Origin of the sequence: Lactobacillus sp. IBH004 (assembly GCF_026185255.2) — a bacterium.
GTDB lineage: Bacteria > Bacillota > Bacilli > Lactobacillales > Lactobacillaceae > Lactobacillus > Lactobacillus melliventris.
This window is the reverse complement of the sequence record NZ_CP110217.2, coordinates 1,424,858-1,438,883: the sequence shown is the minus strand read 5'-3', so window position 1 is coordinate 1,438,883 and position 14,026 is coordinate 1,424,858. Positions and strand designations below refer to the sequence as shown.

General features: G+C 38.9%; 10 protein-coding genes. 8 read left to right on the top strand and 2 right to left on the bottom strand.

The features are described from left to right. The first annotated feature begins 165 nt into the window (after positions 1-165). Positions 166-3,804 (top strand): DNA-directed RNA polymerase subunit beta, encoded by a 3,639-nt coding sequence (rpoB, locus tag LDX54_RS07310; RefSeq protein ID WP_122026354.1) that lies wholly within the window; start codon positions 166-168, stop codon positions 3,802-3,804. A gap of 16 nt (positions 3,805-3,820) precedes the next feature. Then, a complete protein-coding gene (gene rpoC, locus LDX54_RS07305; protein WP_122037887.1) occupies positions 3,821-7,480 on the top strand; it encodes a DNA-directed RNA polymerase subunit beta' in 3,660 nt (1,219 codons plus the stop codon). Positions 7,481-7,550: 70 nt separating this feature from the next. Here the strand turns inward: rpoC and LDX54_RS07300 are convergent, their stop codons facing one another. Continuing rightward, positions 7,551-7,919, bottom strand: a complete 369-nt coding sequence (locus LDX54_RS07300) for a DUF3021 family protein (protein WP_046325362.1) — start codon at positions 7,917-7,919, stop codon at positions 7,551-7,553. Positions 7,920-8,123: 204 nt separating this feature from the next. Here LDX54_RS07300 and LDX54_RS07295 point away from each other — a divergent pair, with 204 nt between their 5' ends. Further along, positions 8,124-8,639, top strand: a complete 516-nt coding sequence (locus tag LDX54_RS07295; protein ID WP_046325361.1) for an ECF transporter S component — start codon at positions 8,124-8,126, stop codon at positions 8,637-8,639. Between the two features lie 65 nt (positions 8,640-8,704). On the opposite strand, the gene LDX54_RS07290 is transcribed toward LDX54_RS07295, so the two are convergent. Continuing rightward, entirely contained in the window at positions 8,705-9,394 is a 690-nt protein-coding gene (locus LDX54_RS07290) for an A24 family peptidase (protein WP_265667594.1), read from the bottom strand. Positions 9,395-9,577: 183 nt separating this feature from the next. Here LDX54_RS07290 and rpsL point away from each other — a divergent pair, with 183 nt between their 5' ends. The 5 genes from rpsL to rplC all read left to right on the top strand — a co-directional run bounded on the left by rpsL (position 9,578) and on the right by rplC (position 14,024). Further along, the gene (gene rpsL, locus LDX54_RS07285) at positions 9,578-9,985 is read left to right on the top strand and encodes a 30S ribosomal protein S12 (RefSeq protein ID WP_110446429.1); all 408 of its coding nucleotides are present in this window, start codon (positions 9,578-9,580) and stop codon (positions 9,983-9,985) included. A gap of 13 nt (positions 9,986-9,998) precedes the next feature. Next, the gene (rpsG, locus tag LDX54_RS07280; RefSeq protein ID WP_034980476.1) at positions 9,999-10,469 is read left to right on the top strand and encodes a 30S ribosomal protein S7; all 471 of its coding nucleotides are present in this window, start codon (positions 9,999-10,001) and stop codon (positions 10,467-10,469) included. Between the two features lie 24 nt (positions 10,470-10,493). Beyond that, the gene (gene fusA, locus LDX54_RS07275; protein ID WP_046325358.1) at positions 10,494-12,587 is read left to right on the top strand and encodes an elongation factor G; all 2,094 of its coding nucleotides are present in this window, start codon (positions 10,494-10,496) and stop codon (positions 12,585-12,587) included. Positions 12,588-13,061: 474 nt separating this feature from the next. Beyond that, positions 13,062-13,370, top strand: a complete 309-nt coding sequence (rpsJ, locus tag LDX54_RS07270) for a 30S ribosomal protein S10 (RefSeq protein WP_045928455.1) — start codon at positions 13,062-13,064, stop codon at positions 13,368-13,370. A gap of 24 nt (positions 13,371-13,394) precedes the next feature. After that, positions 13,395-14,024, top strand: coding sequence for a 50S ribosomal protein L3 (rplC, locus tag LDX54_RS07265; RefSeq protein ID WP_046325357.1), 630 nt, complete (start codon positions 13,395-13,397; stop codon positions 14,022-14,024). Positions 14,025-14,026: the final 2 nt, after the last annotated feature.

Sequence of the window (14,026 nt, the reverse complement as noted above, 5' to 3'; positions counted from 1 at the left end):
AAAAAGCTGATTTTCAGGATTTTGCTGATCTATTGTCCAGCAAAATAATAATAGACAAAAACGACAAAGGTTGTTTTTGTCTTTTTTATGCATAAATTTCCGGCTTTTTGAAATTGTAATCAAAATGTAATATTAGCTTTCTCTGACAGAAAGGGTGTTTTCTCCTTGTTAAATGGACACGTAGTGAATTTTGGCAAACATCGGACAAGGCGCAGTTTTTCCCGCATTAAAGAAGTGCTGGATCTGCCTAACTTGACAGATGTGCAAACCGAATCATACCAATGGTTTTTGGATGAGGGTATTAAAGACGTTTTTGATGATATTATGCCAATTAGTGACTTTTCAGGTAAGCTTTCCCTGGAATATTTGGGCTATAAACTGCAAAAACCAAAATATACCGTTGATGAAGCACGTGATCATGATGCAACTTATGCTGCACCAATGCACGTTACTTTAAAACTGACCAATCAAAAAACCGGTGAGATTAAGACTCAAGATGTTTTCTTTGGTGATTTACCATTAATGACTGAATCTGGCTCATTTATTATTAATGGTGCTGAAAGGGTCATCGTTTCTCAATTAGTTAGATCACCAAGTGTTTATTATTCTGGTGATTATGACAAGAATGGTCGGCAAATTTTTGGTACTACTGTGATACCAAACCGTGGTGCCTGGCTTGAGTATGAAACTGATGCTAAGAATGTTTCTTACGTTCGCGTTGATCGTACTCGTAAATTGCCACTAACTGTTTTAATCAGGGCACTTGGAATTAGTTCGGATGACGAGATTTTAGACCTCTTTGGTCAGAGTGATACGCTACAATTCACTTTGGATAAAGATGTACATAAGAATCCGGCTGATTCTCGTGTAGCTGAAGCGTTAAAAGATATTTATGAGCGCCTGCGTCCCGGTGAACCAAAAACGACTGACTCTTCACGTTCACTTCTTTATGCACGCTTCTTTGACCCACGTCGCTATGATTTAGCACCCGTTGGTCGATATAAAGTTAATAAGAAGTTATCTTTAAAGAGTCGCTTGTATGGTCAAACTCTGGCAGAAACTTTGGCAGACCCTGATACAGGTGAAATTATCGTTAAAAAGGGTACAGTTGTGACCCATGAAGTGATGGATACTCTAGAAAAGTATCTTGATCGCGATGACTTTAAGATGGTTACTTATCAACCATCCAAAGAGGGCGTTTTACCTGATCCAATTAATGTTCAAGAGATAAAAGTTTACTCCAAGGTAAATCCTGAACGTGTTGTTAAATTAATTTCTAACGGTCATATTGATAAAAAAGTTAAGTATTTAACTCCAGCTGACGTGGTTGCTTCTATTAATTATTTCTTCTTGTTGCAAGATGAAATTGGTAACACTGATGATATTGATCACTTAGGTAACCGTCGTATTCGTCGTGTTGGTGAATTGTTGCAAAACCAGTTTAGAATTGGTTTGGCCCGGATGGAACGTGTTGTTAGAGAAAGAATGTCAATTCAAGACCCTTCAACTGTGACGCCGCAACAATTAATTAATATCAGGCCAATTGTGGCAAGTATTAAAGAGTTCTTTGGTTCATCACAACTGTCACAGTTTATGGACCAGCACAACCCGCTGGGTGAATTAACTCATAAGCGCCGTATGTCTGCTTTGGGGCCTGGTGGTTTAACACGTGATCGTGCTGGATACGAGGTGCGGGATGTTCACTATACTCAATATGGTCGTTTGTGCCCAATTGAGACTCCTGAAGGTCCTAACATTGGTTTGATTAACTCTCTTGCTACATACGCAGTTATTAATAAATATGGCTTTATCGAAACGCCATATCGTCGGGTTTCCTGGACCACACACAAGGTAACTAATAAAATTGATTACCTCACCGCTGATGTTGAGGATAACTACATTATCGCTGGTGCCAATACTCCACTTAATCCGGATGGTTCATTTAAAGATGATCTTGTTTTAGCACGTCATAAGGAAGATAACGTCGAAGTTAGTCCAGATAAAATTGACTACATGGATGTTATTCCTAAACAAGTTGTTTCTGTTGCTTCAGCATGTATTCCGTTTTTGGAAAATGATGACTCTAACCGTGCTTTAATGGGCGCTAACCAGCAAAGACAAGCTGCACCTTTAATTAATCCTCACAGCTGTCTTGTTGGTACTGGAATGGAATATCGTGCAGCACATGATTCCGGTGCAGCAGTTTTGGCTAAAGCCGCTGGTACAGTTGAATATGTCGATGCCAACACTATCAGAGTAAGACGTGCTGACAGTACACTGGATAAGTACACTCTGGAAAAATATCGTCGTTCAAACAATTCGAAATCATACAATCAGACTCCTAACGTTAAGTTAGGCGACAAAGTTGTAAAGGGTGAAGTAATTGCCAATGGACCAACAATGGATCATGGCGAATTGGCTTTGGGTCAAAACCCAGTTATCGCTTTTATGACTTGGAACATGTATAACTACGAAGATGCCATCATGCTTTCTGAACGTCTGGTAAAAGATGATGTTTATACTTCAATCAGTATTGAAGATTATGAATCAGAAGCCCGTGACACTAAACTTGGCCCTGAAGAGATTACACGTGAATTGCCAAACGTTGGTGAGGATGCACTTAAGGATCTCGATGGTCAAGGTATTGTTCGTGTAGGTGCTGAAGTTCATGACGGAGACATTTTAGTAGGAAAAGTTACGCCTAAGGGTGTTACTGAACTATCAGCTGAAGAAAGACTGCTGCATGCCATTTTTGGTGAAAAAGCTCGTGAAGTGCGTGATACCTCATTACGTGTTCCTCACGGTGGTGGCGGTATTGTCCGTGATGTTAAAGTTTATACTAGAGAAAATGGTGATGAACTATCTCCTGGTGTTAATACTTTAGTCCGGGTCTACATTGCACAAAAGAGAAAGATTCAAGTCGGCGATAAAATGTCTGGTCGTCACGGTAACAAAGGTACTGTTGCCGCAGTTGTACCAGAAGAAGATATGCCATATTTACCAGATGGTACTCCAGTTGATATTTGTTTAAACCCAATGGGTGTTCCTTCACGTATGAATATTGGTCAGCTTTTGGAATTACACCTTGGCCGTGCTGCAGATAACTTGGGTATTCATGTCGCTACACCAGTATTTGATGGAGCAAGTGAAGACGATGTTTGGGATACTGTTCATAAGGCCGGTATTGATAAAGATGGTAAAACAGTTCTTTATGATGGCCGTACCGGTGAGCCTTTCCACAACCGGGTTTCTGTTGGTATCATGCACTATCTGAAGTTGACCCACATGGTTGACGACAAGATTCACGCACGTTCAATTGGGCCTTACTCATTAGTAACGCAACAACCTCTTGGTGGTAAAGCACAGTTTGGTGGACAGCGTTTTGGTGAAATGGAAGTTTGGGCTCTGGAAGCTTATGGTGCAGCATATACTTTGCAGGAAATTTTGACTTATAAATCAGATGATGTTGTTGGCCGTGTCAAAGCTTATGAAGCTATTGTCAAGGGTGAAAGAATTCCAAAACCAGGTGTTCCTGAATCATTCCGTGTCCTAGTTAAAGAATTGCAATCTTTAGGATTGGATATTCGCGTTCTTGACATGAATCATAAAGAAATCGAATTGCGTGATATGGATGATGATTCAAATGAGCATTTGAACATTGATACTCTTTCAAAGATGGCTGAAGAGCAACAAAAGAAGAAGTTGGCCGCAGAAACTGCAGATTCTGAAGATAATGAAGAAGCAGCAGAGGAATTGGATACCCCTGTAGATCAGTCTGACGATGATAATAAGATTTCTCAATAAGTAGGAGGTTAAACTTTTGATCGACGTAAATAAATTTGAAAGCATGCAAATTGGCCTTGCATCTCCGAATAAAATTCGCAGCTGGTCATACGGTGAAGTTAAAAAACCAGAAACTATTAATTACCGTACTTTAAAGCCGGAAAAAGATGGTTTGTTTGATGAACGAATTTTCGGACCGACTAAGGATTGGTCATGTGCATGTGGTAAATATAAAGGTGTGAGATACCGCGGGATCGTCTGTGATCGTTGTGGTGTTGAAGTTACCTCCTCTAAAGTTAGAAGAGAACGAATGGGTCATATTGAATTGGCCGCACCAGTTACTCATATTTGGTATTTTAAAGGGATTCCATCAAGAATGGGACTCATTTTGGATATTTCTCCGAGACTCCTTGAAGAAGTTATCTATTTTGCGGCTTATATTGTAATTGATCCTGGTGATACCGATCTAGAATTTAAACAACTTTTAACAGAGGCAGAATACCGGGAACAGAAAGAAAAATACGGTAATCGCTTTACGGCCAAAATGGGTGCTGAAGCAATTCGTGATTTGTTACGTAAAGTTGATTTAAATAAGGAAGTTACCGATTTAAAGAAAGAACTGGAAACTGCTACTGGTCAAAAACGTACCCGTGCTATCAGAAGACTTGATATTCTGGACGCGTTTAAAGATTCTGGTAATAAACCAGAATGGATGGTTATAGATGCTGTCCCAGTTATACCACCCGACTTGCGCCCGATGGTTCAACTTGAAGGTGGACGTTTTGCGACTTCTGACCTAAATGATTTATACAGAAGAGTAATTAACCGTAACAATCGGTTAAAGAGACTGTTAGATCTAAATGCACCTAATATTATTGTGCAAAACGAAAAACGGATGCTGCAAGAAGCAGTAGATGCGTTAATTGATAATGGCCGCCGTGGACGTTCTGTAGTAGGACCAGGTAACCGCCCGCTGAAATCTTTATCGCATATGCTTAAAGGTAAGCAGGGACGTTTCCGTCAGAACCTGCTTGGTAAACGTGTTGACTATTCCGGTCGTTCCGTTATTGATGTTTCTCCAAAATTGAAATTCTATCAATGTGGTGTTCCGCGTCCGATGGCCTTGGAATTGTTTAAACCATTTGTCATGCATGAGCTTGTTAAGCGTAAGATTGCTACAAATATCAAGAGTGCTAAACGGAAAATTGACCGCGAAGACGATGATGTCTGGGATGTACTTGAGGATGTTATTAAGGAAAGAACGGTATTGTTAAACCGTGCCCCTACTTTGCACCGTTTGAGTATTCAGGCCTTCGAACCAGTTTTGGTACCTGGAAAGTCCATTCGTCTGCACCCACTTGCTTGTGAGGCTTACAACGCTGACTTTGATGGTGACCAGATGGCGATTCACGTGCCTCTGTCAGATGAGGCTGTTGCTGAATCAAGAATGTTAATGCTGGCTGCTCACCATATTCTTGCTCCTAAGGATGGTAAACCAATTGTTACTCCATCACAGGATATCGTTTTGGGTAACTACTGGTTGACTCAGGCTGAAAAGGGTCGCGAAGGTGAAGGAATGATTTTCAATTCACCTGATGAAGCGACAGTTGCTTACACTAACGGTGACATTCATTACCACACTATTATCGGAATGTCTGCTGACTCAATGCCGAAGAAAGCATGGCCTAAAGGTTATGAACATGGTATTTTTGTTACTACATACGGCAGAATCATTTTCAATCAAATTTTCCCAGAAGATTATTTCTACGTTAATGAACCAACTGAAGAAAACTTGAATAATCCTCTTGCTGCCAAGTACTTCTTGGAGCCTGGCGAAGATATTCATGAGAAAATTGACAGCGTGGCAAATGATTTGATTTCTACACCATTTAAGAAGTCCTTCTTGTCTGATTCTATCGCTACAATTTACAAGTATTACAAGGTTCAAAGAACTTCAGAATATCTTGATGATTTGAAGACTTTAGGTTATACCAGTTCAACTACTTCTGGTATTACGATTGGTATGACCGATGTTCCCGAAATTCAGGATAAAGATGAAAAAGTTGCAAAAGCCCACAAACAAGTTGATGTGGTGTCTAAGCAGTTTAGACGCGGTTTAATCACCGAGCAGGAACGTCATGATCGTGTAATTAGCATCTGGAATGATTGTAAGGATCAAGTCCAAGATGAAATTGCTCAGATTTATGATCCACGTAATCCTATTACCATCATGGCCGACTCTGGTGCCCGTGGTAATATTTCAAACTTTACTCAACTTGCTGGTATGCGTGGCTTAATGGCTACTCCAAACGGTGGTTTGTTCGAAATTCCAGTTACTTCCAACTTTAAGGAAGGTTTGTCAGTTCTAGAACTGTTCATGTCAACTCACGGTGCACGTAAAGGTATGACGGATACTGCTTTAAAGACTGCACAATCTGGTTACTTAACTCGGCGGTTAGTCGATGTTGCGCAAGACGTTATTATCCGTGAAGATGATTGTGGTACCGATCGCGGTATTGATGTTCACGCAATCATGGAAGGTGACGAATTAATTGAGCCACTCTACGATCGATTATTGGGACGCTTTACTGCCGAAACGGTTAAAGATCCTAGAACCGGTGCCACAATTATCGGTCGTAACGTTATGATGGATGAAAACTTGGCTCACCAAATTTGCGATGCAGGTGTGACTAACGTAAAGATTAGATCAATCTTAACTTGTGACACGCCACACGGTGTTTGCCGCAAGTGTTATGGTATGAACTTAGCTACAGGTGAAGAAGTTGAAGTTGGTGAAGCAGTTGGTACTGTTGCCGCTCAATCAATTGGTGAACCTGGTACGCAGCTGACTTTACGTACATTTCACAACGGTGGTGTTGCCGGCGCTGAAGATATTACTCAAGGTCTTCCTCGTGTGCAGGAATTGTTTGAAGCTCGTAATCCTAAAGGACGTGCGATAATTTCTGAAGTTGATGGTGTAGTTGATTCAATTCAGGAAAATCCTGCTGAACATACTCGTGAAATCACTGTTAAAGGTAAGATTGATACCAGAAGTTACAGTGTTCCTTATACTGCATCAGTAGCAGTTGCCGAGGGCGATGAAGTTCAACGTGGCGATAAGTTAACTCTTGGTTCAATTGATCCGAAAGAGTTGATTCAAGTTACCGATACTTTAACTACTGAAGAGTACATTCTGGTTGAAGTCCAAAAAGCATATAGAATGCAGGGTGTTGATATTTCTGACAAGCACGTCGAAGTATTAACCAGACAGATGTTACAAAAAGTTCGTGTGCTTGATCCTGGTGAGACCGACTTGTTGCCGGGCGAGATTATGGATATTGGTCAATTTAAAGATCGCAACACATCTGTAATTATTTCTGGTGGTATACCTGCAACTGCCCAAAGTGTAATTCTGGGTATTACCAAAGCTGCCCTTGAAACTAACAGTTTCTTATCAGCTGCTTCATTCCAGGAAACAACTCGTGTCCTAACAGATGCTTCTATTCGTGGCAAGAATGATCCATTACTTGGATTAAAGGAAAATGTTATTATCGGTAAGATCATTCCAGCTGGTACTGGTCTTCCAATTTATCGTGATATGGAACCCGAGTCAGATGTAAAGAAACCTAAATCTGTTTACTCAATCGCAGACATTGAGAAGAAGATGAAGGAAGCCGATCAGGCTAGGGAATCATAAACTCAATTAATCAAAAAAACTGTTCCGTTAGAAGTTCCTAACGGAGCAGTTTTTTGTTTACCCCAAATTTTTACTTTAAAATCTTACCAAATAACATATATGACATTGTCCATAAAATTATGCCAACAACCAAAAAAATACCAAATATTTTTACCAAGTCTAGTATTGATTTTGTTGGAAACCAGCCGCTGAATACTAAACAAGGATATATGGTAACCAGCATGATTAGAAAATAAATGACAGATTGTTTTGTTAATGACCAACTTTTGACATCATAAATAACAGAGGTTGCTGCAACTGCAGTTATTATTAGTCCCGTGATAAATGTCGATTTAACGCTATAATCATCGATATATTGTAACTTCATAATCCATGAAAATATACTCATAATGATAAAAGGTATGGCGCCACGTATTGCTGCAGATAAAATATAGTGCATCGTTTTTCCTCAATAAACTTTTGATTTTCTTATAAAAAAGATTTTATCATAGGCTAAATCGTAATAGAAGATACGGGTTTTAGTTAAATGAATTTTATAGTTATAACCCCGCTAAAAAATTTTGTCATTTGTAATTTTATGAATGATTAGTGATAATTTTATTAAATAATGTTATAATCGGAAAAAGTCACGAGGGAGATGTTGATGGTGAAGGAAGACGATTTTTCTTTAAAACAACTGGTATTATTAGCATTATTAACTGCGATTAACGTTGTTGTCAGTCGTATTTTCATTATTCCTATGCCTTTGACTCACGGTAATATCAATTTATGTGATGCAATTATTTATTTAGTAGCATTATTATATGGGCCAGTTGCCGGTGGTATAGTTGGCGGACTTTCAGGATTTTTACTTGATCTTCTTGGTGGATATGGCCAGTTTATGCTCTTTTCTCTTGTTGTCCATGGTTTAGAAGGTTTCTTTGTCGGATTGGTCTTTAAATACTGGAATTTAAGAAATCAAATAGTCAAGGGGGTAATTGCCGGAGTAGTAGGAGTATTTTTTATGGTAGCCGGCTATTTTATCACTAATACAGTTCTTTATACTTTTGCTGCAGGCCTTGCTAGTCTTTTTACCAATACCATTCAAGGAGTTGTTGGTGTGGTAATAGCCATCGTTTTGCTGCCGAGCTTGCAACATTTAATGGCAAGATACGGTTAGTATTTATTTGTAAATTATTTTAGATTCATAAAGTGCTGCATTATCGGTTGTGGGATGCAGCTTTTTTAGTTGCTCAAAAGCTGTATGATTAAACCAATATAAATGAAAGGAATAAATGCTACAGGTTCTTTTTTGCTTACTTCACTAACAATAAAAAAGGTGAGTAGAATAATTGAGGCAGTCAAAAAAGTTAAATTGGCAAATTTAGGGTCAAAACAAAAAGTTAAAACAAGATAGATTATTAAATCTCCCTTGCCAATTTTATTTTTTATTGTTTCATAAAGAAAAAGTAAAAAAATGGGACAAAACTCCACTAAATCTGTAATATTGATTTGCGGAAAAGTTTTAATTATACGCAAAGCTGAAATAAAAAAGGTTGGAGCAACGAACGCAATATCAAACTCTTTTGACTGATAATCACTGATAGCAGCTAGGAGTATGTTAAACAAGACAATCGCTGTGATTGCATCATGAGGATTGCTAAAATCGATCTTAAGGAAAGTAAATCCTCCTAAAAACTCTGTTATAAAATATTCAGCAGGAATCTGAATTTTGCAATAACGACACCGACCTTTGAGTAATAAATAAGAAATTAATGGTATCTCATCAAATATGTTTAGTTGCTGATTACAGTTAGTGCATTTTGACCGGCTAAAAATAAAGTCTTCTTTTCCAGCTCTTTCGACAATAACGCAGGCATGAGAAGCCAGACAGGTTCCAATCAAAAAATTGCTAATTTTAAAAATCAAGTTCATTTTATTACCCCACTAGAACTAAATACGAAAAAACTAATATAAATTTTTTAGCTAATAAAAATAATTTGCATTTTTGATTCAAGCGAGTACAATAGTCATTGTGTATTTTGAAGATTTATCTGGGACCAAAAAAAGAAACTCCTGGATGTGTGAACAAAATAATTTTTTTAGGAGGAAAATTTAATGCCAACCATTAACCAATTGGTAAGAAAAGGCCGTCACAACAAGACGACTAAATCAAAGTCACCTGCTTTAAGCTACGGCTACAACAGTATGAAGAAAGAGCTAGTAGCTAACCCAGCACCTCAAATGCGTGGAGTAGCTACTCGTGTAGGTACCATGACACCAAAGAAGCCAAACTCAGCTTTACGGAAATATGCTCGTGTTCGTCTTTCAAACTTGATCGAAGTAACTGCATACATTCCAGGTGAAGGCCATAATTTGCAAGAACACTCAGTTGTTTTAATTCGTGGTGGTCGTGTAAAGGACCTTCCTGGTGTTCGTTATCACATTATCCGCGGTGCGTTAGATACTGCGGGTGTTGATGGTAGAAAGCAAGGCCGTTCCAAGTACGGTGCCAAGAAAGATTAAGGAGGAGTAAATAATGCCTAGAAAAGGACACGTTGCTAAAAGAGATATTTTAGCGGATCCAGTATACAATTCAAAGCTCGTAACCAAGTTGATCAACCACTTAATGATTGATGGTAAGAGAGCTAAGGCATCTTCAATCCTTTATGATGCTTTTGACATTGTTAAAGAAAAGACTGGCAAGGAGCCACTCGATGTTTTTGAAGAAGCTATGAACAATATTATGCCAGTTTTGGAAGTTAGAGCACGCCGTATTGGTGGTTCAAACTACCAGATCCCAGTAGAAGTTCGTCCTGAAAGAAGAACTACTCTTGGTTTAAGATGGTTAGTTTCATATGCTCGTTTACGTAATGAACATACTATGGATGAACGCTTAGCTAATGAAATTATCGATGCTTCAAACAATACTGGCTCAGCTGTTAAAAAGCGTGAAGATGTTCACCGTATGGCTGAAGCCAACCGTGCATTTGCACACTATCGTTTCTAATTTTTTAGGGAAAGGAAAAAATCTATGGCTAATAAGCGTGAATTTCCATTAGAAAAAACACGTAACATTGGTATTATGGCCCACATTGATGCGGGTAAGACTACTACTACAGAGCGTATTCTTTATTACACTGGAAAAATCCATAAAATCGGCGAAACCCATGAGGGTGATTCCCAAATGGACTGGATGGATGAAGAAAAAGAACGTGGTATTACCATTACTTCAGCTGCTACTACAGCACAATGGCATGATTACAGAATTAACATTATTGATACCCCAGGACACGTTGACTTCACTATTGAGGTAGAGCGTTCACTTCGTGTACTTGATGGTGCTGTTACTGTTCTTGATGCCCAAGCCGGAGTTGAACCTCAGACTGAAAATGTTTGGCGTCAAGCTGAAACTTACGGTGTTCCTCGAATTGTTTTTGTAAACAAGATGGACAAGATTGGTGCAGATTTTGATAATTCTGTTAAGTCTTTACATGAACGTTTAAATGCCAATGCTCTGGCTGTTCAAATGCCAATTGGTTCTGCAGAGAGCTTTGAGGGTGTTATAGACTTACTCAACATGGTAGCTGATGTTTATGATGAAGATAAACTTGGTTCCAAGTGGGACACTATTCCTGTTCCTGATGAGTATAAAGAAGAAGCAGAAAAGCGTCGCGGTGAGTTAATTGAACAAGTAGCAGACGTTGATGATGACATCATGGAAAAGTATCTTAATGGTGACGAAATTTCCGTTGATGAATTAAAGGCTGCTATTCGTAAAGCTACATTGGATTTGAAGATTTTCCCAGTATTTGCAGGTTCAGCATTCAAGAACAAGGGTGTGCAAATGATGCTTGATGGTGTAGTTGACTACTTACCATCTCCATTAGATGTTAAGCCTTATGTTGCTCACGATCCAAAAACTGGTGAGGAAGTTGAACTAGTTGCTGGAGACGAAAAGCCATTCTCTGCTTTAGCATTTAAGATTGCTACTGACCCATTTGTTGGTCGTTTAACTTATATTCGTGTTTACACTGGTTCACTTGAATCAGGTTCATATGTTTTGAATGCTTCAAAGAATGGCCGTGAACGTGTTGGCCGTTTGTTGCAAATGCATGCCAACTCAAGAAGTGAAATTCCTGAAGTCTTCTCAGGTGATATTGCTGGTGCCATTGGGTTAAAGAACACTACTACTGGTGATTCCTTAACTGATCCTGACCACCCATTAATTTTGGAAAGTTTGGAAGTTCCAGATCCAGTTATTCAAGTTTCAATTGAGCCAGAATCTAAAGCTGACCGTGATAAGCTTGATGTTGCCTTGCAAAAACTGACTGAAGAGGATCCAACTTTTAGAGCAGAAACTAATGCTGAAACTGGTCAAACTTTGATCTCCGGAATGGGTGAATTGCACCTGCAAATCATGGTTGAACGTATGAAGCGTGAATTCCATGTTGAAGCTAAGATTGGTGAACCACAAGTTGCCTATCGTGAAACCTTCACTAAGCCTGCTAAAGCACAAGGTAAGTTTGTTCGTCAGTCTGGTGGTAAGGGTCAATACGGTGACGTTTGGATTGAATTTACTCCAAATGAAAGAGGAAAAGGTTACGAATTTGAAGACGCCATTGTTGGTGGTGTTGTTCCTCGCGAATTTATTCCAGCTGTTGATGCAGGTCTGCAAGAATCCATGAAAAATGGTATCTTAGCTGGTTACCCGTTGATTGATGTCAAGGCTAAACTTTATGATGGTAGTTACCACGAAGTCGACTCATCTGAAGCTGCTTTCAAGGTTGCTGCTTCATTGGCTTTGAGAAATGCGGCTCCTAAAGCTGGTGCTGTTATCCTTGAACCTATTATGAAGGTTCAAGTAATCACACCTGAAGATTACTTAGGTGACGTAATGGGTTCCATTACAGCTCGTCGTGGTACAATGGATAATATGCAAGACCGTGCTGGAGCTAAGGTGTTGAATTCAATGGTTCCACTTGCAGAAATGTTTGGTTATGCTACTACTTTGCGTTCTTCAACACAGGGTCGTGGTACGTTTACAATGGTCTTTGACCACTATTCACCAACTCCTAAATCTATCCAAGAAGAAATTATTAAAAAGCGTGGGGGTAACGCAGAATAATTTCTGATAGTTAATGGGGTATAATTTTAAAATTGATATAAGAGCTATTGGTAGATCCAGTAGCTCTTTTTTATGCGCAATGTAATTTTAATAATAAACTCTGTCTTTATAAACTAGATTTTGTCATGTCAACCTAACCTAGTTATTTTCACCAAATTGAGCAAAAACATTGCTATAAAATATTCCCTGTTGTATTTTAGTTGCTGCTAAAAAATATTACTTTATAAAAGTTAAAATTTTATAATTGCTGATATAAAGTCAAGAAAAATATCCTTTAAGCCTTGATATTCAAGCTTAAAACAGGTATACTATCTTTTGTGTGTCTAGGGCTTTTTCTGCCCTAAAAGCACATTTTGTTGTAAAGCGTTGATACAAAAGGTTGCGGCACACCAGGCTGCATTGCCACAGAGGTAGTGCCGGGAATTTTTGTGGAAGCTAGTCATCTTTTAAAGAAGACGTTGAGGAGGTAATTTAATGGCAAGTCAATCAATTCGTATCAGACTTAAGTCATACGAACATGGTATTCTCGATGAATCAGCTGCTAAAATTGTAGCTACTGCTAAGAGAACTGGAGCTGAAATTTCAGGTCCTGTTCCACTGCCAACAGAAAGGGTATTGTTTACTGTTTTACGTTCACCACATAAGAACAAAGATTCACGTGAACAATTTGAAATTCGTACGCATAAGCGTTTAATCGATATTTTAAATCCAACACCTAAGACTGTTGACTCTTTAATGAAGCTTGATTTACCAAGCGGTGTTGACATCGAAATTAAACTTTAATTTTTAAAAGAAAGAGGTGTAATCATGACCAAAGGAATCTTAGGAAGAAAAGTTGGTATGACCCAAATCTTCACTAAAGATGGTATCCTTGTGCCTGTAACTGTTGTTGAAGCAACTCCTAACGTTGTTATGCAAGTTAAGACAGTTGAATCTGACGGCTACGAAGCAATTCAATTAGGATACCAAGACAAGCGTGAAGTTTTGAGCAACAAACCAGAAAAAGGTCATGCTGCAAAAGCAAAGACTTCGCCTAAGCGCTTCATACGTGAAATCCGCGGAGTTGAGCTTAAGGACTACGAAGTCGGCTCAGAAGTTACTGTGGACACATTTAAGGAAGGTGACGTAGTTGACGTCACTGGTACTACAAGAGGTCATGGATACCAAGGTAACATTAAACGTTGGGGCCAATCACGTGGACCAGAAACTCACGGTTCAAGATATCACAGAATTCCTGGTTCAATGGGTTCCATTATCAACCGTGTTCCTAAGGGCAAACGCCTGCCAGGACACATGGGAATGAAGAAAGTTACCATTGAAAACTTAGTAATTGAAAAAGTTGTAGCAGATAAGAATGTATTATTAATCAAGGGTAATGTACCTGGTGCTAAGAATTCATTGCTTACTGTTAGATCTGCTGTAAAGACTAATAAATAGGA